Annotated in this window: 24 protein-coding genes and 1 pseudogene; 5 read left to right on the top strand and 20 right to left on the bottom strand. The window is 73.4% G+C overall.

What is annotated here, in order from left to right:
• Positions 1-143: 143 nt before the first annotated feature.
• The 11 genes from lgt to hisI form a co-directional block, all read right to left on the bottom strand.
• Positions 144-1,292, bottom strand: coding sequence for a prolipoprotein diacylglyceryl transferase (lgt, locus tag ACFVYK_RS19590; protein WP_389775420.1), 1,149 nt, complete (start codon positions 1,290-1,292; stop codon positions 144-146).
• A gap of 94 nt (positions 1,293-1,386) precedes the next feature.
• A complete protein-coding gene (locus tag ACFVYK_RS19585) occupies positions 1,387-2,160 on the bottom strand; it encodes a DsbA family protein (protein WP_389775417.1) in 774 nt (257 codons plus the stop codon).
• A gap of 78 nt (positions 2,161-2,238) precedes the next feature.
• A complete protein-coding gene (trpA, locus tag ACFVYK_RS19580) occupies positions 2,239-3,057 on the bottom strand; it encodes a tryptophan synthase subunit alpha (protein WP_389775415.1) in 819 nt (272 codons plus the stop codon).
• The gene (trpB, locus tag ACFVYK_RS19575) at positions 3,054-4,337 is read right to left on the bottom strand and encodes a tryptophan synthase subunit beta (protein ID WP_389775412.1); all 1,284 of its coding nucleotides are present in this window, start codon (positions 4,335-4,337) and stop codon (positions 3,054-3,056) included. The genes trpA and trpB overlap by 4 nt, the downstream gene beginning before the upstream one ends.
• A 66-nt stretch (positions 4,338-4,403) precedes the next feature.
• On the bottom strand, positions 4,404-4,643 hold the full coding sequence (gene trpM / locus ACFVYK_RS19570; RefSeq protein WP_389775409.1) for a tryptophan biosynthesis modulator TrpM: 240 nt from the start codon (positions 4,641-4,643) through the stop codon (positions 4,404-4,406).
• A 21-nt stretch (positions 4,644-4,664) separates the two neighbouring features.
• Positions 4,665-5,474 carry an indole-3-glycerol phosphate synthase TrpC gene (gene trpC / locus ACFVYK_RS19565; RefSeq protein ID WP_389775407.1) on the bottom strand — a complete coding sequence of 270 codons (810 nt, stop codon included), beginning with the start codon at positions 5,472-5,474 and terminating at the stop codon, positions 4,665-4,667.
• 154 nt (positions 5,475-5,628) lie between these two features.
• Positions 5,629-6,063 (bottom strand): DUF2752 domain-containing protein, encoded by a 435-nt coding sequence (locus ACFVYK_RS19560; RefSeq protein ID WP_389775404.1) that lies wholly within the window; start codon positions 6,061-6,063, stop codon positions 5,629-5,631.
• A 79-nt stretch (positions 6,064-6,142) separates the two neighbouring features.
• A complete protein-coding gene (locus tag ACFVYK_RS19555) occupies positions 6,143-6,394 on the bottom strand; it encodes an HGxxPAAW family protein (RefSeq protein ID WP_389775401.1) in 252 nt (83 codons plus the stop codon).
• A gap of 145 nt (positions 6,395-6,539) precedes the next feature.
• Positions 6,540-7,184, bottom strand: a complete 645-nt coding sequence (locus ACFVYK_RS19550) for a TIGR02234 family membrane protein (RefSeq protein WP_389775399.1) — start codon at positions 7,182-7,184, stop codon at positions 6,540-6,542.
• 86 nt (positions 7,185-7,270) lie between these two features.
• Positions 7,271-8,746 (bottom strand): anthranilate synthase component I, encoded by a 1,476-nt coding sequence (locus tag ACFVYK_RS19545; RefSeq protein ID WP_389775397.1) that lies wholly within the window; start codon positions 8,744-8,746, stop codon positions 7,271-7,273.
• 11 nt (positions 8,747-8,757) lie between these two features.
• A complete protein-coding gene (gene hisI, locus ACFVYK_RS19540) occupies positions 8,758-9,189 on the bottom strand; it encodes a phosphoribosyl-AMP cyclohydrolase (RefSeq protein ID WP_389775395.1) in 432 nt (143 codons plus the stop codon).
• A 130-nt stretch (positions 9,190-9,319) separates the two neighbouring features.
• Here hisI and ACFVYK_RS19535 point away from each other — a divergent pair, with 130 nt between their 5' ends.
• A complete protein-coding gene (locus ACFVYK_RS19535) occupies positions 9,320-9,955 on the top strand; it encodes a TIGR03085 family metal-binding protein (RefSeq protein WP_389775392.1) in 636 nt (211 codons plus the stop codon).
• Between the two features lie 61 nt (positions 9,956-10,016).
• Here ACFVYK_RS19535 and ACFVYK_RS19530 read toward each other — a convergent pair.
• From ACFVYK_RS19530 to hisD, 9 genes and pseudogenes are all read right to left on the bottom strand, one after another.
• Positions 10,017-10,482, bottom strand: a pseudogene (locus ACFVYK_RS19530) (MFS transporter); the annotation flags it as partial.
• A 339-nt stretch (positions 10,483-10,821) separates the two neighbouring features.
• Entirely contained in the window at positions 10,822-11,577 is a 756-nt protein-coding gene (gene hisF, locus ACFVYK_RS19525) for an imidazole glycerol phosphate synthase subunit HisF (protein ID WP_389775390.1), read from the bottom strand.
• Entirely contained in the window at positions 11,574-11,972 is a 399-nt protein-coding gene (locus ACFVYK_RS19520) for a RidA family protein (protein ID WP_389775387.1), read from the bottom strand. The genes hisF and ACFVYK_RS19520 overlap by 4 nt, the downstream gene beginning before the upstream one ends.
• Positions 11,969-12,694 (bottom strand): bifunctional 1-(5-phosphoribosyl)-5-((5-phosphoribosylamino)methylideneamino)imidazole-4-carboxamide isomerase/phosphoribosylanthranilate isomerase PriA, encoded by a 726-nt coding sequence (gene priA, locus ACFVYK_RS19515; protein ID WP_389775385.1) that lies wholly within the window; start codon positions 12,692-12,694, stop codon positions 11,969-11,971. The genes ACFVYK_RS19520 and priA overlap by 4 nt, the downstream gene beginning before the upstream one ends.
• The gene (hisH, locus tag ACFVYK_RS19510) at positions 12,691-13,344 is read right to left on the bottom strand and encodes an imidazole glycerol phosphate synthase subunit HisH (RefSeq protein ID WP_389775382.1); all 654 of its coding nucleotides are present in this window, start codon (positions 13,342-13,344) and stop codon (positions 12,691-12,693) included. The genes priA and hisH overlap by 4 nt, the downstream gene beginning before the upstream one ends.
• Positions 13,341-13,505 carry a hypothetical protein gene (locus ACFVYK_RS19505; protein ID WP_389775380.1) on the bottom strand — a complete coding sequence of 55 codons (165 nt, stop codon included), beginning with the start codon at positions 13,503-13,505 and terminating at the stop codon, positions 13,341-13,343. The genes hisH and ACFVYK_RS19505 overlap by 4 nt, the downstream gene beginning before the upstream one ends.
• A 4-nt stretch (positions 13,506-13,509) precedes the next feature.
• Positions 13,510-14,103 carry an imidazoleglycerol-phosphate dehydratase HisB gene (gene hisB, locus ACFVYK_RS19500; RefSeq protein WP_389775378.1) on the bottom strand — a complete coding sequence of 198 codons (594 nt, stop codon included), beginning with the start codon at positions 14,101-14,103 and terminating at the stop codon, positions 13,510-13,512.
• On the bottom strand, positions 14,100-15,209 hold the full coding sequence (locus tag ACFVYK_RS19495) for a histidinol-phosphate transaminase (protein ID WP_389775376.1): 1,110 nt from the start codon (positions 15,207-15,209) through the stop codon (positions 14,100-14,102). Before ACFVYK_RS19495 ends, hisB begins: the two co-directional genes overlap by 4 nt.
• Entirely contained in the window at positions 15,206-16,531 is a 1,326-nt protein-coding gene (gene hisD, locus ACFVYK_RS19490) for a histidinol dehydrogenase (RefSeq protein ID WP_389775373.1), read from the bottom strand. Before hisD ends, ACFVYK_RS19495 begins: the two co-directional genes overlap by 4 nt.
• Positions 16,532-16,698: 167 nt before the next feature.
• Here hisD and ACFVYK_RS19485 point away from each other — a divergent pair, with 167 nt between their 5' ends.
• The 4 genes from ACFVYK_RS19485 to ybaK all read left to right on the top strand — a co-directional run bounded on the left by ACFVYK_RS19485 (position 16,699) and on the right by ybaK (position 20,739).
• Entirely contained in the window at positions 16,699-18,288 is a 1,590-nt protein-coding gene (locus tag ACFVYK_RS19485; RefSeq protein WP_389775370.1) for an oxidoreductase, read from the top strand.
• 129 nt (positions 18,289-18,417) lie between these two features.
• Complete coding sequence (locus ACFVYK_RS19480; protein ID WP_389775368.1) at positions 18,418-19,461, top strand: hypothetical protein; 1,044 nt, start codon at positions 18,418-18,420, stop codon at positions 19,459-19,461.
• Positions 19,462-19,472: 11 nt separating this feature from the next.
• On the top strand, positions 19,473-20,213 hold the full coding sequence (locus ACFVYK_RS19475; protein WP_389775365.1) for an LON peptidase substrate-binding domain-containing protein: 741 nt from the start codon (positions 19,473-19,475) through the stop codon (positions 20,211-20,213).
• 19 nt (positions 20,214-20,232) lie between these two features.
• On the top strand, positions 20,233-20,739 hold the full coding sequence (gene ybaK, locus ACFVYK_RS19470) for a Cys-tRNA(Pro) deacylase (protein WP_389775362.1): 507 nt from the start codon (positions 20,233-20,235) through the stop codon (positions 20,737-20,739).
• Positions 20,740-20,888 lie beyond the last annotated feature (149 nt).

The raw sequence follows: 20,888 nt of genomic DNA, 5'->3' as shown, positions 1-20,888 counted from the left end.
CGGACGGCCGCTTCATCGACGCGGCCGTGGTGGCGGCCGCCCGGCGCACCCTGTCGCTGGCGTCCCGCGGCGGCTGAACCCCCCGGCACAGGACGAGGGCGCCCGGCAGAACCGGGCGCCCTCGTCCTCGTACCGGCCGGCGGTCAGCCCTTCTTGCCGGCCGACTCCGCCTCGTCCTTCGTCACATTGCCCCCGGCGCCCTCGGCGTCCTGCGCGGTCCCGGCCTTCGCATCGTTCTTGACGTCGTTCTCGACGTCGTCGGTCCCGGCCGCGGTCTTCGCGGTGTCGGTCCCGGTCCCGGCCTTCGCCCCCGAGAGCTCCGCCGCAGCGGCGGGCCCCTCCTTCACGCCGGCCTTCGCCGTGTCCTTCGCCGCCGCGTCCCCGACCTCCGCGTCGTTCTCGGCGTCGTCCTTGGCCGCGAGGTCGTCCTTCGGCTTGTCGCCGACGTCGGTCCCGGCCGGGTCGTCGGAGGCGTCCGCGCCCGGCTCGACGACCGCCTCGCGCCCGGGCCGCTTCTTCGCCGAGATCACGATGTACGCCACCGCGAGCAGGAACACGACCAGCGCGGTCCAGTCGTTCAGTCGCAGGCCCAGGATGTGGTGGGCGTCGTCGACCCGCATGTACTCGATCCAGGCGCGCCCCACGCAGTACGCCGCGACGTACAGCGCGAACGCCCGGCCGTGGCCCAGCTTGAAGCGGCGGTCCGCCCAGATGACGAGAAGGGCGACGGCGATGCACCACAGCGACTCGTACAGGAACGTCGGGTGGTAGTAGCCCGGCACCCGGCCGTCCGCCGAGGACGTGATGTGCAGCGCCCAGGAGAGGTCGGTCTCCTTGCCGTACAGCTCCTGGTTGAACCAGTTGCCCCAGCGGCCGATCGCCTGCGCGAGGGCGATGCCGGGCGCGATGGCGTCGGCGTACGCCGGCAGCGGGATGCCCCGGCGGCGGCAGCCGATCCAGGCGCCCACCGCGCCGAGCGCGATCGCGCCCCAGATGCCGAGGCCGCCCTCCCAGACCTTGAAGGCGTCCACCCAGTCACGGCCTTCGCTGAAGTACAGCTCGTAGTCCGTGATGACGTGGTAGAGCCGGCCGCCGACCAGCCCGAAGGGCACCGCCCAGACGGCGATGTCGGCCACCGTCCCGACCCGCCCGCCCCGGGCGACCCAGCGCCGGTTGCCGAGCCAGACCCCGACGAAGACGCCGATGATGATGCAGAACGCGTAGCCGCGCAGCGGGACGGGGCCGAGGTACAGCACTCCGTGCGACGGGCTGGGAATGTAGGCAAGTTCCATGGCAGGGTCGACGCTACCGTGCCGGGCCGGGCCGACGGCGGGCAGCCCGGCTACGGCTCCATAACGGGCGGGCGTGAGGAGGTCGTGCCCCTCGTCACCCTCGGTCAGCCTCCTCCACCATCCGCTTCAGCTTCGCCGGTGTCATCGACTGGTCCTGGTAGATGTTCTTGCCGTTGAACAACACGGTCGGGGTGCCGCCGAAATGGCCGTTCTGGAAGGCCTGGTCGGACTTCACGACCCAGCTGTCGTGGGTGCCCTTCTCGACGCAGGCGCGGAAGGCGGGCGTGTCGAGCCCGTCGACCTTGCCCGCGAGCTCGATCAGCCTGCCGTTCTCGGCGTAGGCGTCCTTCGTCTCCTCCGGCTGGTTCTCGTACAGCACGTCGTGGTACGCGGAGAACTTCCCGGCGTCCTGGGCGCAGGCCGCGGCGTTGGCCGCCTGCCGGGAGCCGCTGCCGCCCATGTTGCCGTCGATGAGCGTGGCCAGGTGGTACTCGACCTTGAGCTTCCCGGCGTCCGCCAGCTCGTGGACCGTGGGCCGGTACGCCGTCTCGAACGCCTTGCAGGCCGGGCAGCGGAAGTCCTCCCACACCGTGAGCGTGGACTTGGCGCCCTCCTTGCCGACGGGGATCGCCAACGCGTCCTGGCCCTGGGCGCCGGAGGGCGCGACGACCGGTCCCGCCTTCTTACTGTCGTCCTTGCCGGAGTTCGCGGCGACGACGCCGATCACCGCGGCCAGACCGAGCACGCAGACCACGCTCGCGCCGACGATCAGTGTGCGCCGGCGCCGCTCGGCGGCCTTCTGCTTCTCGCGCTCCGCCGCCAGCCGTTCGCGGGCGTTGCGCCTTCCGTCACGATTCTTCTCGCTCACACCCCCCAGAACGAACCGGGGAGGCGCATTGCGCCTCCCCGGTCCCAGGTCCACCCGTTCGGGTGACCGAACGTCGCGTCAGGCCTGACGCCGCACGCCCTTCGCCAGCTCGCCCGCGAGGGCGCGGACCGCCGCGACCCCGGCCGCGTCGTCCGGCGCGTCCAGCATCCGCTTGACGAAGGCCGAGCCGACGATCACGCCATCGGCGAAGCCCGCCACCTCGGCGGCCTGCCGCGCGTCCGAGACGCCGAGGCCGACGCAGACCGGCAGGCCGGAGCCGGTGGCCCGGGTCCGTTCCACCAGGTCCTGGGCCTGCGCGCCCACCGACTCACGGGTGCCGGTGACGCCCATCAGCGAGGCGGCGTAGACGAAGCCGCTGCCCGCCCCGGTGATCTGCGCGAGGCGCGCGTCCTGGCTGCTCGGCGCCACGACGAAGACCGTCGCGAGACCGTGCTTGTCGGCGTGCTCCCTCCACAGCGCGGACTCCTGCACCGGCAGGTCGGGCAGGATGCAGCCCGCGCCGCCCGCCTCGGCCAGCTCCGCGGTGAAGCGCTCGACGCCGTAGCGGTCGATGGGGTTCCAGTACGTCATGACCAGGATCGGCTTGCCGGTGGCCTCGAACGCCTCCCGGACGGTGCGCATGACGTCGGCGATGCGCACCCCGCCGCGCAGGGCGATGTCGTCGGCGGTCTGGATGACCGGGCCGTCGAGGACCGGGTCGCTGTGCGGCAGACCGACCTCGACCACGTCCGCGCCGCCGTCCAGGACGGCCTTGATCGCCTCGATGCCGCCGTCCACGGTCGGGAAGCCGGCCGGGAGGTAGGCGATGAGCGCGGCCCGCTCCTCGGCCTTCGCGGCGGCGAGGGTGTCCGACAGCAGCTGGATGTTCCCGCTCACTTGGCGTCCCCCTCGATCTCGGCGGTGTCGGCCGCGTCGGCGGCGACCTCGGCGTCGGTGTCGTACAGGCCGAAGTACCGGGCGGCCGTGTCCATGTCCTTGTCGCCGCGGCCGGACAGGTTGACGACGATCAGCCCGTCCTTGCCCAGCTCTCTGCCGACTTCCAGGGCGCCGGCCAGGGCGTGCGCGCTCTCGATGGCCGGGATGATGCCCTCGGTGCGCGACAGCAGGCGCAGCGCCTGCATGGCCGCGTCGTCGGTGACCGCGCGGTACTCCCCGCGGCCGGTGTCCTTCAGGTAGGAGTGCTCGGGGCCGATGCCCGGGTAGTCCAGGCCCGCCGAGATGGAGTAGGGCTCGGTGATCTGGCCCTCGTCGTCCTGCAGGACGTAGGAGCGCGAGCCGTGCAGGATGCCGGGCTCGCCCGCGGTGAGGGTCGCCGCGTGCTCGCCGGTCTCCACGCCGTGCCCGGCCGGCTCGCAGCCGATCAGACGCACGTCGGCGTCCGGGATGAAGGCGTGGAAGAGGCCGATGGCGTTGGAGCCGCCGCCGACGCAGGCGACGGCGGCGTCGGGCAGCCGGCCTGCGCGCTCCAGGATCTGCCGGCGGGCCTCGACGCCGATGACGCGGTGGAAGTCGCGGACCATCGCCGGGAAGGGGTGGGGTCCGGCGACCGTGCCGAACAGGTAGTGGGTGCGGTCGACGTTGGCGACCCAGTCGCGGAACGCCTCGTTGATGGCGTCCTTCAGCGTGCGGCTGCCGGACTTCACGGCCACGACCTCGGCGCCCAGCATGCGCATGCGGGCCACGTTCAGGGCCTGGCGCTGCGTGTCGATCTCGCCCATGTAGATCGTGCACTCGAGCCCGAAGAGGGCGCAGGCGGTGGCCGTGGCCACGCCGTGCTGGCCCGCGCCGGTCTCGGCGATGACCCGTGTCTTGCCCATGCGCCGGGTGAGCAGCGCCTGGCCGAGCACGTTGTTGATCTTGTGGGAGCCGGTGTGGTTGAGGTCCTCGCGCTTGAGGAAGACCCGGGCGCCGCCGGCGTGTTCGGCGAACCTCGGCACCTCGGTGAGGGAGCTGGGGCGGCCGGTGTAGTGGACCAGCAGGTCGTCGAGCTCGCGGGCGAACTCGGGGTCGTGCTTGGCCTTGTCGTACTCGACGGCGACCTCGTCCACGGCGGCGACGAGCGCCTCCGGGATGAACTTGCCGCCGAACGCGCCGAAGTAGCCCTCGGCGGTGGGCACCCGGCCCTCGGGGTCGGGAATGAAGAACTCGCTGGGCATGCGGAAACCTCACGGTGAGTTGGGTGGAACCGATCGCCGTGGGGGCAGGGCTGGTGTCGTACGACCTCAGGCCGTGTGCGGCGGGCAGAGCCCGCACGACGGGGCCGCGGCTTCGGACGGCGCCCCGCGCCCCGGAAGGGCGCGCTGCCATCGCATGCCGTTCACCTGTCCCGGCTCGTCGCCGATGACGTACCGGACCCGGCGGCCGTGCACCCTGCGGGCGGGCGCGCGGCAGCCACGCGGGCGGCAGCCGCGCGCCAGGCGCGCGTACCGGTCCGTGGCCGTCTCGGGGGTCGTCGGAGTCATCGGGGCAAGCCTAGCGGGAACTCAGCCGCGGCCGTGTCGCAGCGCGGGGTGCTCGCCCGCCGCCACCAGGTCGGCGACCGCGGTCTTGGGGTCGCGGCCGGTCACCAGGGACTCGCCGACCAGGACCGCGTCGGCGCCGGCGTTGGCGTACGCGATGAGGTCGTGCGGGCCGCGCACCCCGGACTCGGCGATCTTGACGATGTTCGCCGGGATCTCGGGGGCCAGCCGCTCGAAGGTGCCCCGGTCGACCTCCAGGGTCTTCAGGTTGCGCGCGTTGACGCCGATCACCTGGGCGCCCGCGTCGACCGCGCGGTCGACCTCGTCCTCGTCGTGGACCTCGACGAGCGGGGTGAGGCCGATGGACACGGCACGCTCGATCAGCGACTCCAGGGCGGACTGCTCCAGGGCGGCCACGATCAGCAGGGCGAGATCGGCGCCGTACGCGCGGGCCTCCCACAGCTGGTAGGAGGTGACGATGAAGTCCTTGCGCAGCACGGGGATGTCGACCCGCGCGCGCACCGCTTCGAGGTCGGCGAGCGAACCGCCGAAGCGGCGCTGTTCGGTGAGGACGGAGATGACGGCGGCGCCGCCCGCCTCGTAGTCGGCGGCCAGGCCTGCCGGGTCGGCGATCGCGGCCAGCGCGCCCTTGGACGGGCTGGAGCGCTTGACCTCGCAGATCACCTTGACGCCGTCGCCGCGGAGGGCGGCCACTCCGTCCTTGGCGGCGGGGGCCTTCGCCGCGCGATCCTTGAGCTCGTCGAGGCTGACGCGCGCCTGCCGCTCCGCGAGGTCGGCACGGACTCCGTCGATGATCTCGTCGAGCACGCTCACGCGAGCGGCCCCCTTCCGGATGCTTGAGAGTCGGGTGGCAGTTTCAGCGACCGGTGGAGCAAGGGTGGTCACTGCGATGGTATCCGCAGGAAGGCGATGGCCTCACATCCGGTTGACGGCGATCCCTCCCCCGCAGGGGAGGCCCGCCGGTCGATCAAGGATGCAGCCAGCCGCCGAACGGCAGGTTCCGGACGACCGTGAAGACCAGCAGCGACGCGCCCAGCGTCCACAGCTGCGCCGAGGTGAGGTCCACGCGCACGGGCCGTCCGCGCGCCACGCGGACCACCCAGACGGTCCACACCACCGCGAAGCCCAGATAGGCGACGACAGCCATCGCGTTGGCGTGGACGGCGGCCTGGAGGTCACCGTGCGCGAAGGCGTGCGCGCTGCGCAGACCGCCGCAGCCGGGGCAGTACAGGCCGGTGACGCGCAGGAGGGGGCAGACCGGGTAGTGGCCGGGCTCGTTGGGGTCGACGGCGCCCACGTACGCGAAGGCCGCGACGACGGCCGCGAGGATCCCGGCGGGCACGGCCAGCCGGGACACGGCGGTCGGCGTCACGCGCGGGCTGTCGGCGTTCACGCCTCGCATTCTGCCCCGGCCGCGCGCCACGCGCGCGTGAGGGGCGGCCGGTCGGGCGCCGGCCGCCCCTCACGAAGTCCTGCGGGCGTCAGCCCTCGACGCCGGCCGGCTCGGCGGTCGCCGAGACCTGGTGCACGGGGTGGGCTTCCTTCGGCTGGCCCAGACCCGCGGCGCGCATGGCCGCGCCGACCACGCCGCCGAGGAGCACGATCACCATGCCGGCCCAGAAGCCGATCGGCTCGGCCATCACCATGAACGCGCCCGCGACGGCGAAACCGATGAAGGCGATCGTGACACCGGTCCAGGCGGCCGGGGTGTGGCCGTGGCTGCTGCCCGCCATGACTTGCTCCTCATTGCTGTCTCTGTGTCCGTCCGAGCCGGACGCTCGACGTCCATTGTCCCGTACGCGCGGCCGCGCCGGACCCGGGGGTGCGATCCCGTCGAGTCTGATGCGCCACATCGGCGATCGGGGACTGCCGACCTGGTCAGGCGGGGTCCATCCCGGTCGGGTCCTCGCCCCGGTCCAGGGCCTTCCACATCTCCTCGGGCCGCTCGGGGTCGGCGGCCGCGCGCCGGGGACGCGGGGCGCCGTCGCGTTCGTAGCGGCCGGACATGGCGGGCCAGCGGCGGCCGTAGCGCAGGGCGAGCAGGCCGGCGAGGAGGATCAGAGCGCCGCCCACGGCCGCGGCGTAGGGCCAGGCGGTGTGGCTGAACGAGGCGACGGCGGCCGAGGTGTCCCCGGTGGCCTTGGCGGCCTGCTCGTCGAGCGCGGAGCTGTCGCCGGCGCCGAGCAGGGCGGCGGTCATGATCCCGGCGCCGGAGAGGGCGAGCAGGGCGGAGACGGCCAGGCGGCCGGCCCGGCGGACGGCGAAGACGGCGACGAGCGCGGCCAGGCCCACTATGGCGAGCGCCGCGGGCACGCCCGTGACGTCACTGCCCTTGGCGGTCAGGGAGAAGGGGCCGCCGGCGACCGTCGCCGTGCCCTGCGACCAGCGCTGACGGGTGGCCAGCAGGGTCACGGCCGAGCCCAGCGCACCGCTCAGCAGGGCGACGGCGAGGCTTCGGCGGCTCGACCGGGCGGCGGCGGTCTCGGTGCGGGGGGGAGGAACAGCAGCAGTCACGTACTCCACTATCGCCTGACCCCCGGGCGAACCGGCACCCGGGGTTCACGTGAGACGCGTCCTACCGGAGCCGGACCGGCCCGCGAAGCGCCCTGTCAGCCGAGCCGGTTGGCCGTGTGGACCGCGCGCAGCACGGCCGCCGCCTTGTTGCGGCACTCCTGGTCCTCGGCGACCGGGTCGGAGTCGGCGACGACGCCCGCGCCGGCCTGGACGTAGGCGGTGCCGTCGCGCAGCAGGGCGGTGCGGATGGCGATGGCGGTGTCGGAGTCGCCCGCGAAGTCCAGGTAGCCGACGCAGCCGCCGTACAGGCCGCGCCGGGAGGGCTCCAGTTCGTCGATGATCTGCAGGGCGCGCGGCTTGGGGGCGCCGGAGAGGGTGCCGGCGGGGAAGCAGGCGGTGAGGACGTCGAAGGCGGTGCGGCCGGGCGCGACCTTGCCGGTGACGGTGGAGACGATGTGCATCACGTGCGAGTACCGCTCGACGGACATGAAGTCGACGACCTCGACGGAGCCGGGCTCGCAGACCCGGCCCAGGTCGTTGCGGCCCAGGTCGACGAGCATGAGGTGCTCGGCGCGTTCCTTGGGGTCCGCGAGCAGTTCGTCGGCGAGGGCCTGGTCCTGCTGCGGGGTGGCCCCGCGGTGCCGGGTGCCGGCGATGGGGTGGACCAGGGCGCGGCCGTCCTCGACCTTGACCAGGGCCTCCGGAGAGGAGCCGACGACGTCGAAGCCGTCGAAGCGGAACAGGTACATGTACGGCGAGGGGTTCGTTGCCCGCAGGACCCGGTAGACGTCCAGCGCGCTCGCCGTGCAGGGCGTCTCGAAGCGCTGGGAGGGCACGACCTGGAAGGCCTCGCCCGCGCGGATGCGCTCCTTGATGTCCTCGACGGCCTCCTGGAAGTCGGGGCCGCCCCACAGGGCGGTGTACTCGGGGAGTTCGGAGGGCGGCAGCACGGCCGGGGGCTGGGCCACCGCGCGGGAGAGGTCGGCCTCCATGGCGTCGAGACGGGCCACCGCGTCGGCGTGGGCCTCGTCGACGCCCGTGTCGAGGTCGTTGTGGTTGATCGCGTTGGCGATCAGCAGGACGGAGCCCTCCCAGTGGTCCATGACGGCGAGGTCGCTGGTCAGGAGCATGGTGAGCTCGGGCAGTTTCAGGTCGTCCCGCTCGCCGGGGCCCATCTTCTCCAGGCGGCGGACGATGTCGTAGCCGAGGTAGCCGACCATGCCGCCGGTGAAGGGCGGCATGCCTTCCTGGTGGGGGGTGTGGAGGGTCTCGATGGTGGCGCGCAGCGCGGCGAGCGGGTCGCCGTCGACGGGTACGCCTACGGGCGGGGTGCCGAGCCAGTGGGTCCGGCCCTCGTGCGCGGTGAGGGTGGCGGCGCTGCGCACGCCCACGAAGGAGTACCGGGACCAGGAGCGGCCGTTCTCCGCGGATTCCAGCAGGAAGGTGCCGGTGCGCTCGGCGGCGAGCTTGCGGTAGAGCGCGACCGGGGTGTCGCCGTCGGCGAGGAGCTTGCGCGTGACCGGAATGACGCGGCGGTCGGCGGCCAGCTTGCGGAACGTCTCGAGGTCCATGGCGGCTGACCTTACTGATCCGAGGCCGGGAGGCCGGAATCGGCGGCCGCGGCGGCCGCGGCGGCGTCGGCGGCCTCGTCGTCCCTGGTGACGAGCACGTCGGCGTCGAAGCAGGTGCGGGCGCCGGTGTGGCAGGCGGCGCCGACCTGGTCGACCTTGACGAGCACGGTGTCGGCGTCGCAGTCGAGGGCGACGGACCTGACCCGCTGGACGTGGCCCGAGGTGTCGCCCTTGACCCAGTACTCGCGGCGGCTGCGCGACCAGTAGGTGCAGCGGCCGGTGGTGAGGGTGCGGTGCAGCGCCTCGTCGTCCATCCAGCCGAGCATGAGCACCTCACCGGTGTCGTACTGCTGGGCGATGGCGGGGACGAGTCCGTCGGGGCTGCGCTTGAGGCGCGCGGCGATCTCGGGGTCCAGGCGGCTGGGCTGGGGCGTGCTGGTCATGGGTGCCATTGTGCCGCGCGCCACCGACAGTGACGGCGTGGTGTCCAGTGGGTGGGCGGCCGGCGGGCGGCGTTGGCGCGATCCCGACGGACGGGCGCGGCCGTGGCGTCGTCGCCGTAGGCTGAGACGCATGTCGACTTTCGCCAAGCGTGAACGGCTCCTGCTCGCCGACCTCTTGGAGACGGCGGGCCCCGAGGCGCCGACCCTCTGCGAGGGCTGGCTGACCCGGGACCTGGCGGCGCACGTGGTGGTGCGCGAGCGCCGTCCCGACGCCGCCGGGGGCCTACTGATCAAGCAGCTCGCGCCCCGTCTGGACAGGGCGATGCGGGAGTTCGCGGCCAAGCCGTACGAGGAGCTCCTGCAGCTGATCCGCACCGGTCCGCCGCGTTTCTCGCCGTTCCAGCTCAAGCAGCTGGACGAGGCGTCGAACACGATCGAGTTCTACGTCCACACGGAGGACGTCCGGCGCGCCCGGCCGGACTGGGCGCCGCGCACCCTGGACCCGGTCTTCCAGGACGCCCTGTGGTCGCGGCTGGAGCGCACCGCCCGGCTGATGGGCCGCAGCGCGGCGACGGGGCTGGTGCTGCGGCGTCCGGACGGCCGCACGGCGGTGGCCAACCGGGGCACTCCGGTGGTGACGGCGACCGGCGAGCCGTCGGAGCTGCTGCTGTTCCTCTACGGCCGGCAGAGCGCGGCCGTGGTGGAGCTGGACGGCGAGAAGGAGGCGATCGACCGGCTGCACGGCGGCAAGCAGCTCGGCATCTGAGCCCGCGGGCCCGCCGTCCCCGGCCGGTCGGGCCGAGGGCGTCGCGGGCCGGGGCCGGGGTTCAGTGCGGGAGTTCCGCGCGGCGCAGCGCGGGCACCGTGAGGGCCACGACCCCGCCGAGCCCGCAGACGCCGGCGCTGACGACGAACACCGGGGCGGCGCCCCAGGCGCCGACGGCGGCGGCGGACAGCGGCATGCTGAGCGGGGTGAGCCCGAGGCCGACGAGGCCGGCGGCGGCGGTCACGCGGCCCAGGTAGGCGGGCTCGGCCTGGGTCTGCAGCAGGGCCGCGCAGACGGCGCCGCTGAGTCCGGCGAGCAGCCCGATCAGCAGGGCCGTGCGGACGGCCGCGGCGAGGGTCGGCGCGTACGCGAGGGCGCCGACGGCCAGCGAGCCCGCCAGGATCGACCAGCCGGCCACCCGGCCGGCGTGCGCGCCGCCGCCCCCGCAGGGTCAGCAGCAGCGAGGCGGCGCCCGCGCCGACGCCGAACCCGGAGAGCACGCAGCCCATGACGGAGGCGGATCGACCAGCCGGCCACCCGGCCGGCGTGCGCGAGCCGCCCCCACAGGCTCAGCAGCAGCGAGGCGGCGCCCGCGCCGACGCCGAACCCGGAGAGCACGCAGCCCATGACGGAGGCGGATCGACCAGCCGGCCACCCGGCCGGCGTGCGCGAGCCGCCCCCGCAGGGTCAGCAGCAGCGAGGCGGCGCCCCCGCCGACGCCGAACCCGGAGAGCACGCAGCCCATGACGGAGGCGCCCCAGCCGCGCTCGTCGGCGAGCGGGGACTTTCCGCATCCTTCCCGAAGGAGCCCCGACCCGTGACCGGATCGGGGCTCTCATCACGTCACCGCGCTCGCGCGGCGGACCTCACCGCACCGGGTGGCCCGCTCCTCGCAGCGTGTCCTTCACTTCGCCGATCCTCAGGTCGCCGAAGTGGAACACCGACGCGGCCAGCACCGCGTCCGCACCCGCCTCCACGGCCGGCGCGAAGTCGGTCAGCCGGCCGGCGCCCCCGGAGGCGATCACCGGGATCCTGACGTGCTTGCGGACGGCGGCGATCATCTCCAGGTCGTAGCCGTCCTTCGTGCCGTCCGCGTCCATCGAGTTGAGCAGGATCTCGCCCGCGCCCAGCTCGGCCGCCCGGTGCGCCCACTCGACGGCGTCGATGCCGGTGCCCTTGCGGCCGCCGTGCGTCGTCACCTCGAAGGATCCCGACTCCGTCCGCCGGGCGTCGACGGACAGGACCAGCACCTGGCTGCCGAACCGCTCGGCGATCTCCCTGATCAGCTCCGGGCGGGCGATCGCGGCGGTGTTCACACCCACCTTGTCGGCGCCGGCCCGCAGCAGCTTGTCGACGTCCTCCGGGGTGCGCACCCCGCCTCCGACGGTCAGCGGGATGAACACCTGCTCGGCGGTGCGGCGCACCACGTCATAGGTGGTCTCACGGTTGCCGGAGGAGGCGGTGATGTCCAGGAACGTCAGCTCGTCGGCGCCCTCGGCGTCGTACACCTTGGCCATCTCGACGGGGTCGCCCGCGTCGCGCAGGTTCTGGAAGTTGACTCCCTTGACGACCCGGCCGCCGTCCACGTCCAGGCACGGGATGACCCGTACGGCGAGCGTCATGCCGAGGCCTCCCCGCGGAAGGCTTCCACCTCGACCTCGACGACCAGACTGGGGTCCACGAGGCCGGCCACGATGAGCATGGACGCGGCGGGCCGGACGGCGTCGAACAGCTCCTTGTGAGCGCGTCCGACGTCGTCCACGTCCCGCGCGTGGGTGATGTACATGCGGGTGCGCACGACGTCCTCGCGCCCGAGACCCAGCTGTCCCAGCGCCGCGAAGGCGACGCTGAAGGCGTTGAGGGTCTGATCGTAGGGGCCGCCGCCGGCGATCTCGCCGTCCACGATGGATGTGCAGCCGGAGACCAGCACCAGGCCGCTCGGCAGCTCCACCGCGCGCGAGTAGCCGAAGACGTCCTCCCAGGGCGCGCCGGTCGCGACGCGTCGCAGCTCGCTCACCGGGCCACCGCCTCCAGCGCCTCTTCCAGCGTGAACGCCTTGGCGTAGAGCGCCTTGCCGACGATGGAGCCCTCGACGCCGAGCGGCACCAGCTCGGCGATGGCGCGCAGGTCGTCCAGGGACGACACGCCGCCCGAGGCCACGACCGGCCGGTCCGTCGCCGCGCACACGTTGCGCAGCAGCTCCAGGTTCGGGCCCTGCAAGGTGCCGTCCTTGGCGATGTCGGTGACGACGTAGCGCGCGCAGCCCTCCTTGTCGAGCCGCTCCAGCGTCTCGTACAGGTCGCCGCCGTCGCGGGTCCAGCCGCGGCCGCGCAGGGTCGTGCCCCGGACGTCCAGGCCGACGGCGATCCGGTCACCGTGCTCGGCGATGACCCCGGCGACCCACTCGGGCGTCTCCAGCGCGGCCGTGCCCAGGTTCACGCGCGTGCAGCCGGTGGCCAGGGCCGCGGCGAGGGTGGCGTCGTCGCGGATGCCGCCGGAGAGCTCGACCTTGATGTCCATCGCCGCGGTGACCTCGGCGATCAGCGCCCGGTTGTCGCCGGTGCCGAACGCGGCGTCCAGGTCGACCAGGTGCAGCCACTCGGCGCCCGAGCGCTGCCAGGCGAGGGCGGCCTCCAGCGGGGAGCCGTAGGAGGTCTCGGTCCCGGACTCGCCGTGCACGAGACGGACGGCCTGGCCGTCGCGGACGTCGACGGCGGGGAGGAGTTCGAGCTTGCTCACAGTGTTCCGATCCAGTTGGTGAGGAGCTGGGCTCCGGCGTCGCCGGACTTCTCGGGGTGGAACTGCGTGGCCCACAGGGCGCCGTTCTCCACGGCGGCCACGAACGGCTTGCCGTGCGTCGACCAGGCCACCTTCGGAGCGCGCATCGTCGGGTTGAGCACCTCCAGGGACCAGTCCTGGACCGCGTAGGAGTGCACGAAGTAGAAGCGCGCGTCCGCGTCGAGGCCGGCGAACAGTTCGGAGCCGGCCGGGGCGTCGACGGTGTTCCAGCCCATGTGGGGGACGATCTCGGCCTGCAGCGGCTCGACCGCGCCGGGCCATTCGTCGAGTCCCTCGGTCTCCACGCCGTGCTCGATGCCGCGCGCGAACAGGATCTGCATGCCGACGCAGATGCCCATCACCGGGCGCCCGCCGGACAGCCTGCGGCCGATGATCCAGTCGCCGCGCGCCTCCTTCAGGCCCCGCATGCAGGCGGCGAAGGCGCCGACGCCCGGCACCAGCAGCCCGTCGGCGTTCATGGCCGTGTCGAAGTCACGCGTGATCTCGACGTCGGCGCCGGTGCGCGCGAGGGCGCGCTCGGCGGAACGGACGTTGCCGAAGCCGTAGTCGAAGACGACGACCTTCTTCGCGTTCGGGGAAGAGCCGGTCAATTCCACACCTCCAGCCTCACGACACCCGCCACGAGACACATCGCGGCGCCGATCGACAGCAGCACGATCAGGTTCTTGGGCATCTTCTGCTTGACGAAGGAGTAGACGCCGCCGGCCAGGAAGAGGCCGACGACGATCAGGACGGTGGACAGTCCGCTCATGGTGTTACAGCGCGCCCTTCGTGGAGGGGAGGATGCCGGCCGCGCGCGGGTCGCGCTCGGAGGCGTAGCGCAGCGCCCGGGCCAGCGCCTTGAACTGGCACTCCACGATGTGGTGCGCGTTGCGCCCGTAGGGCACGTGCACGTGCAGGGCGATCTGGGCCTGGGCGACGAAGGACTCCAGGATGTGCCGGGTCATCGTCGTGTCGTACTCGCCGATCATCGGCGCCATGTTCTCGGGCTCGGTGTGCACGAGGTAGGGGCGGCCGGACAGATCGACGGTCACCTGCGCGAGGGACTCGTCCAGCGGGACCGTGCAGTTGCCGAAGCGGTAGATGCCCACCTTGTCGCCGAGGGCCTGCTTGAAGGCGGCGCCGAGCGCGAGGGCGGTGTCCTCGATGGTGTGGTGGGAGTCGATGTGCAGGTCGCCGTCGGTCTTCACGGTGAGGTCGAACAGACCGTGGCGGCCGAGCTGGTCGAGCATGTGGTCGTAGAAGCCGACGCCGGTCGCCACGTCGACCTTGCCGGAGCCGTCGAGGTCGATCTCGACGAGGACCGACGTCTCCTTCGTCGTGCGCTCTACACGTCCTACGCGGCTCATGGCCTCTGCTCCTTCTTCACTTCACGGACCGCGTCGAGGAACGCGTCGTTCTCTTCGGGGGTTCCGGCGGTGACCCGCAGCCAGCCGGGCACGCCGTTGTCCCGGACCAGGACGCCCCGGTCGAGGATCTTCTGCCAGACCGCGTGGGCGTCCTCGAACCGCCCGAACTGCACGAAGTTGGCGTCGGACGCCGTGACCTCGTACCCGGCGGCGAGCAGCTCGTCCACCAGCCGGTCGCGCTCCGACTTGAGCTGCTCCACGTACTTGAGCAGCGTGTCGGTGTGCTCCAGGGCGGCCAGCGCGGTCGCCTGGGTGACCGCGGACAGGTGGTAGGGCAGCCGCACGAGCTGGACGGCGTCCACGACCGCCGGGTGCGCGGCGAGGTAGCCGAGGCGCAGCCCGGCCGCGCCGAAGGCCTTCGACATGGTCCGCGAGACGACGAGATTCGGCCGTCCTTCGAGCAGCGGCAGCAGTGACGCGCTGTGGCTGAACTCGACGTAGGCCTCGTCGACGACGACCATCGACGGCCTGGCCGCCTGGGCGGCCTCGTACAGGGCCAGGACCGTCTCGGCCGGGACGGCGGTGCCGGTGGGGTTGTTGGGGGTGGTGACGAAGACGACGTCCGGGCGGTGCTCGGCGACGGCCTTCTCGGCCGCCGCGAGGTCGACGGTGAAGTCCTCGTTGCGGGGACCGGAGATCCAGCCGGTCCCGGTGCCGCGCGCGATGAGCCCGTGCATCGAGTAGGACGGCTCGAATCCGATCGCCGTGCGGCCGGGCCCGCCGAAGGTCTGCAGCAGCTGCTGGATGACCTCGTTGGAACCGTTGGCGGCCCAGACGTTCGCCGGGCCCACCTCGTGCCCCGCCGTGCGGGTGAGGTACTCGGCGAGCCGGGTGCGCAGCTCGACGGCGTCCCGGTCCGGGTAGCGGTTGAGGTGGCGGGCGGCCTCGCGCACGCGCTCGGCGATCCGCTCGACCAGCGGCTCGGGCAGCGGGTAGGGGTTCTCGTTGGTGTTCAGCCGTACGGGGACGTCGAGCTGGGGCGCGCCGTAGGGGGACTTGCCGCGCAGTTCGTCGCGTACGGGGAGATCGTCGATTCCGATGTTCACTGGGTCGTCGGCACCTTCCACCCGAACCTCGCCTTGATCGCCGCGCCGTGCGCGGGCAGGTCCTCCGCCTCCGCCAGCGTCACCACGTGGTGGGCGACGTCGGCCAGCGCCTCCCGCGTGTAGTCGACGATGTGGATGCCCCGCAGGAAGGACTGCACGGACAGCCCGGAGGAGTGGCAGGCGCAGCCGCCCGTCGGCAGGACGTGGTTGGACCCGGCGGCGTAGTCGCCGAGGGAGACCGGCGCCCAGGGTCCGACGAAGATCGCGCCCGCGTTCCTGACCCGGTCCGCCACCGCGGCGGCGTCGGCGGTCTGGATCTCCAGGTGCTCGGCGCCGTACGCGTCGACGACCCGCAGGCCCTCTTCGACGCCGTCGACGAGCACGATCGCCGACTGCCGGCCGGCGAGGGCGGGGACGATCCGGTCGTCGATGTGCTTGGTGGCCGCGACCTGCGGCTCCAGTTCCTTCTCGACGGCGTCCGCCAGCTCGACGGAGTCGGTGACCAGGACGGCGGCGGCCAGCGGGTCGTGCTCGGCCTGGCTGATCAGGTCGGAGGCGACGTGCACCGGGTCGGCGGTGGAGTCCGCGAGGACCGCGATCTCGGTCGGGCCGGCTTCCGTGTCGATGCCGATCTTGCCGGTGAAGTAGCGCTTGGCGGCGGCGACCCAGATGTTGCCGGGGCCGGTGACCATGTTCACCGGCGCGCAGGACTCGGTGCCGTGGGCGAACATGGCGACGGCGGTGGCGCCGCCGACCGCGTACACCTCGTCGACGCCCAGCAGCGCGCACGCGGCGAGGATCGTGGGGTGCGGGAGGCCGCCGAACTCGGCCTGCGGCGGTGAGGCCAGGGCGATCGACTTGACGCCCGCCTCCTGGGCCGGCACGGCGTTCATGATCACCGAGGACGGGTAGACCGACCGGCCGCCGGGCGCGTACAGCCCGACCCGGTCGACGGGAACCCACTTCTCGGTCACGGATCCGCCGGGCACGACCTGGGTCGTGTGCGTCGTGCGGCGCTGCTCGCGGTGGACGAGGCGGGCGCGGCGGACGGACTCCTCCAGGGCCGCGCGCACGGCCGGGTCCAGCCGCTCCAGCGCGTCGGCGATCGCCTCCGCCGGGACCCGTACGGATGTCAGCCGCACCCCGTCGAACCGCTCCGCGAAGTCGATCAGCGCCGCGTCGCCCCGATGATGCACGGCCTCGCAGATCGGACGCACCTTCTCCAGGGCGGCCGAGACGTCGAAGTCGGCTCGGGGCAGCAGGTCGCGCAGGGCGGGTCCCTCGGGGAGGGCGTCGCCGCGCAGGTCGATTCGGGAGATCACGTGGTCAATTCTCTCAGACCGGGATCGGGGGTCGTCCGCGCGTATCAATGGCTGATACAGAACATGGCCGGAATCCGGAAGATCCTCTTCGGCTCCGGCGTTCGGGGGGCGCTCACCGGGCATGAACAGCCGTGCGAAAGCAGTGCGTGAGGAGAGGAGTGCGTGGCGTGACCGAGGGGGCGGGCATTCGTACCGGGGGCGACGCCGGGGATCTGCCGGACGATCTGACCGCCGCCGAGGCCGGCATGTGGCAGGCCTTCCGCAACGGCAGCGCGTACGACCTGAGCAGCGGGGACACGGTCGTCGACGATCCGCACGGCGGGCATCCGTGGGGCGCGTCGCGCACCGTGCGGGCGCGGATCGTCGCCTGGCTGCTGCTGGCCGGGCCGCCCGCGCTGGCCGGCCGCGTCGCCTCGCTGAAACTCGCCGGCGTGCAGATCAGCGGCTCGCTGGACCTCGCGGGCGGCACGGTGGTGCCGTACGTGGAGATGAAGCGCTGCCGCTTCGAGCACGAGGTGCGGATGCCGGAGGCCCGGTTCACCACCCTGCGGATGGTGGACTGCTCGGTGCCGCGGCTGGAGGCCGCCCGGCTGCACACCGAGGGCGATCTGCACCTGCCCCGCTGCCGCTTCCACAACGGCGTCCGGCTCACCGACGCGCACATCGGCACGGACCTGCTGCTCAACCAGGCGATCGTCTACCGCGACCGCACCGGCCGTTCGCTCGCCGCCGACGGCATGACGGTCGGCCAGGACCTGCAGGCCGAGCTGCTGGAGTCGCACGGCGAGCTGAGCCTGCGCAGCGCCAAGATCGGGGTGTCGCTGAGCCTGCGCGGGGCGCGGCTGGCCAACCCCTACACGCGGCTGGCGCTGAACGCGCCCCAGCTCACCGTGGAGCGCTCGCTGTATCTCACTCCGGCCGGCGTCGGGGGGCAGGCGCTCAGCGGCACGACCCCCGCGCGCGGGACGCGCATCCAGCGCTTCGAGTGCCGGGGCGGGGTGCGTCTGGACGACGGCCGGTTCGGGGACGCCGTGGACCTGGAGCGGGCCCGGTTCGCCCTCGGGGACGACCAGGAGCTGTCGCTGCGCCGGGTCCAGACGTCCGAACTGCGCTTCCTCGGCGAACAGCCCGGGCGCGGCAAGGTGGTGCTGTCCGGCGCACGGGTGGTCAATCTGGTGGACCGGGCGAGCGCCTGGCCGGGCCCCGGCAGTCTGCACATGGGCGGCTTCACGTACGAGAACCTGGTGCCGCAGGGCCCGTTCTCGCTGGCGGAGCGGTTGCGCTGGGTGGCCGCCGCGACCGCCGAGTACGCCCCGGAGCCGTACGAGCGGCTGGCGGCGGTCCTGCGGGCCGGCGGCGAGGACGAGGACGCCCGCGAGGTCCTGCTGGCCAAGCAGCGCCGCCGGCGCGAGACCCTGCCGCCGGCCGCGAAGCTCTGGGGGTACGCGCAGGACTGGACGGTCGCCTACGGATACCGGCCGGGACGTGCGGCGGTGTGGATGGCGGTGCTGTGGGCGGCGAGCTCCCTGGCCTTCGCGCACGCCGCGCATCCGGCCGTGAACCCCGAGGGCCATCCGCCCTGGAGCCCGGCCCTGTTCGCCCTCGACCTGCTGCTGCCGGTCATCGACCTGGGACAGGCCGGCCAGTGGCAGCTGCGCGGGGGCTGGCAGTGGCTGGCGACGGCGCTCGTCCTGCTGGGCTGGGTCCTGGCGACGGCGGTGGCGGCGGGGGCGACACGGCTGCTGCGCCGGAGCTGACCGCTCGCCCGGGCCGATCGCGCCGGCTCCGGCGGTCGGCCCGCCTTTTGCCTTCCCTTGACCTGGCGGCGTACAACTTTCCACAGGTTGCCCGCACCCTCTGGCGCGATCTGAACCTCCGGCTTTTCAATGGTCGGCACCATGGCTCTGCTGCCCCCCTTCATCCGCGCCTCCCGGACGTCCCGGCCGGCACGGAACGTCGCCCCCCACAGCGCCGCCGGGCTCCCCGCCGACGACGAGGTGCTCCTGGACGTGCCCGACGACCGGCTCGGGCCCGTGCTGGTCGCCGCCGGCCTGGGCGCGTACGCGCCCGCCGCCGCACTGCTGGCCCGCACCCGCGAACGCGCCGAGTGGGAGTACCGCGACCGGTACGCCACCCGGCTCGCGTCCTTCGCCCGCTCCCGCCCGGAGTGGTTCGAGGACTGGCGCGCCGCCGCCCCGCGCGACCCCGACGTCCTGCTCGTCCGCGCGCAGCTCGCCGTCGCCCGCGCCTGGGACTCGCCCGCCCGGGCGGAACTGCTGCGCGAGGTGAGCCCGCTGATCACGGCGGCCGCGCAGAGCGACGTCCGCGACCCGGTGCCGTGGCGGATCGCCCTGGACCACGCCCGCGGCACGCACGCCGGGCCCAAGTACTTCGGCGAGCTGTGGGCGGCCGCGGTGCGCCGCGCCCCGCACCACTACGGCTGCCATGTGGCCGCCAAGCGCTATCTGGCCGAGTCCTGGCACGGCTCCCACCGCGAGTGCTTCGACTTCGCCGACCGGGCCGCGCAGGACGCGCCGGCCGGCTCCCTCGTCCAGGCGTTGCCGGCCCGGGCGGCCTTCGCCTACCTGACGGACGGCTGTGGCCCCGAAGTGCCGCGCGAACGGCTGGACGCGGCCGCCGACCGAGCCGTCGCGCTCTCGGCCCGCTTCCCGGCCGCCGACCCGTGGCCGGCCGAGATACGCAACGTGCTGACGTACGTCCTGGTCCGGCTGGAGCGCCGGGACGAGGCCCTCGCCCAGCTGCGCCTGATCGGCCCGTACGCCACGTCGTTCCCCTGGGACCGGCTCTCCGACGACCCGCTCGGCCACTTCCTGGCGGTACGCGAGGACGTGCGCTCGGGACCCTCGGAGCGGCCCCCCTGGCGTCCGGGGATCGGGCACGGCGGACGAACCCGCCCGCTGGACCACTAGGCTTCTGCGTCGTGACCACCGTCCGTCTGCCGCTCTTCCCCCTGAACTCGGTGTTGTTCCCGGGACTCGTGCTTCCGCTCAACGTCTTCGAGGAGCGCTATCGCGCCATGATGCGCGATCTGCTGAAGACCCCCGAGGACGCATCGCGCCGGTTCGCCGTCGTCGCCATCCGCGACGGCCACGAGGTGGCGCCCAGCTCCCGGGGCCTGCCCGACCGGACGGCGCTGCCCGATCGCGGCCCCGCGGCCGGCTTCGGCGACGACCCGTTCACGGCGTTCCACGGCGTCGGCTGCGTGGCCGACGCGGCGACGGTCCGCGAGCGCGCCGACGGCACGTTCGAGGTGCTGGCGACGGGCACGACCCGCGTGAAGCTGCTGTCGGTGGACGCGTCCGGCCCGTTCCTGACGGCGGAGCTGCAAGAGCTGCCGGAGGACCCCGGCGACGAGGCGGGCGCCCTCGCGGAGGGCGTGCTGCGGTCCTTCCGCCAGTACCAGAAGCGCCTGGCGGGCGCCCGTGAACGCTCCCTGACCACGGGGGCGGACCTCCCGGACGACCCGTCGGTGGTGTCGTACCTGGTGGCGGCCGCGATGATGCTGGACACCCCGACCAAACAGCGGCTGCTGCAGGCCCCGGACACGGCCTCCCGGCTGCGGGACGAGCTGAAACTCCTGCGCGCGGAGACGACGATCATCCGCAACCTGCCCTCGCTGCCCGCGGCGGACCTGACCCGTGGCCCGACGAGTCTCAACTGACGTCACCGAGAAGGGCCCCATGGCGAAGAAGTCGAAGAAGCACCAGCAGCAGTCCGGGGGCACTCCCGCGACGGTGGCCCTGACGGGGGCCGGCGTGGACTTCACGGTCCACGCCTACGACCACGATCCGAGCCACCCGTCCTACGGCGAGGAAGCCGCCCAGGCGATGGGCGTCTCCCCCGACCGGGTCTTCAAGACCCTGGTGGCGGAGGTGGACGGCGCCCTGACCGTGGCGGTGGTCCCGGTCGTCGGCTCGCTGGATCTGAAGGCCCTGGCGGCGGCGGTGGGCGGCAAACGGGCGGCGATGGCCGACCCCGCCCTGGCCGAACGCACCACCGGCTACGTCCGGGGCGGCATCTCCCCGCTGGGCCAGCGCAAGAAGCTCCCCACGGTCCTGGACGACTCGGCGACGGCACACTCCACGATCTGCGTCTCGGCGGGCCGCAGGGGCCTGGAGGTGGAGCTCTCCCCGACGGCTCTGGCCGAGCTCACGGGGGCGGTGCTGTCCCCGATCGGCCGAGGCTGACCCTCGGGCCCGTGCGGTCGGAGCTCCCCGGAACGCCGAGGCCCCAGGAGGGACCGCTGGAACTGCCGAGGCGGCCGGGGCTACGGGAGCGGCCGGGACCGGAGCGGCCGGGGCTGCGGGAGCGGCGGGGACCGGAGCGGCCGGGGCTG

Source organism: Streptomyces sp. NPDC058291, from assembly GCF_042880855.1.
Taxonomy (GTDB): Bacteria; Actinomycetota; Actinomycetes; order Streptomycetales; family Streptomycetaceae; genus Streptomyces.
Note: the sequence above shows the minus strand (reverse complement) of the source record. Positions and strands in the feature narration are given on the sequence as shown.

Bases quoted from the DNA above. Each gene is read 5' to 3' on its own strand.
- ACFVYK_RS19555 (WP_389775401.1), bottom strand. From the start codon at position 6,394: ATGGCGGGCAGCAGCCACGGCCACACCCCGGCCGCCTGGACCGGTGTC.
- ACFVYK_RS19560 (WP_389775404.1), bottom strand. From the start codon at position 6,063: ATGCGAGGCGTGAACGCCGACAGCCCGCGCGTGACGCCGACCGCCGTG.
- ybaK (WP_389775362.1), top strand. From the start codon at position 20,233: ATGGCGAAGAAGTCGAAGAAGCACCAGCAGCAGTCCGGGGGCACTCCC.
- ACFVYK_RS19505 (WP_389775380.1), bottom strand. From the start codon at position 13,505: ATGAGCGGACTGTCCACCGTCCTGATCGTCGTCGGCCTCTTCCTGGCC.
- trpB (WP_389775412.1), bottom strand. From the start codon at position 4,337: ATGCCCAGCGAGTTCTTCATTCCCGACCCCGAGGGCCGGGTGCCCACC.
- hisB (WP_389775378.1), bottom strand. From the start codon at position 14,103: ATGAGCCGCGTAGGACGTGTAGAGCGCACGACGAAGGAGACGTCGGTC.
- hisF (WP_389775390.1), bottom strand. From the start codon at position 11,577: ATGACGCTCGCCGTACGGGTCATCCCGTGCCTGGACGTGGACGGCGGC.
- ACFVYK_RS19535 (WP_389775392.1), top strand. From the start codon at position 9,320: ATGTCGACTTTCGCCAAGCGTGAACGGCTCCTGCTCGCCGACCTCTTG.
- lgt (WP_389775420.1), bottom strand. From the start codon at position 1,292: ATGGAACTTGCCTACATTCCCAGCCCGTCGCACGGAGTGCTGTACCTC.
- ACFVYK_RS19480 (WP_389775368.1), top strand. From the start codon at position 18,418: ATGGTCGGCACCATGGCTCTGCTGCCCCCCTTCATCCGCGCCTCCCGG.
- trpM (WP_389775409.1), bottom strand. From the start codon at position 4,643: ATGACTCCGACGACCCCCGAGACGGCCACGGACCGGTACGCGCGCCTG.
- hisI (WP_389775395.1), bottom strand. From the start codon at position 9,189: ATGACCAGCACGCCCCAGCCCAGCCGCCTGGACCCCGAGATCGCCGCG.
- ACFVYK_RS19545 (WP_389775397.1), bottom strand. From the start codon at position 8,746: ATGGACCTCGAGACGTTCCGCAAGCTGGCCGCCGACCGCCGCGTCATT.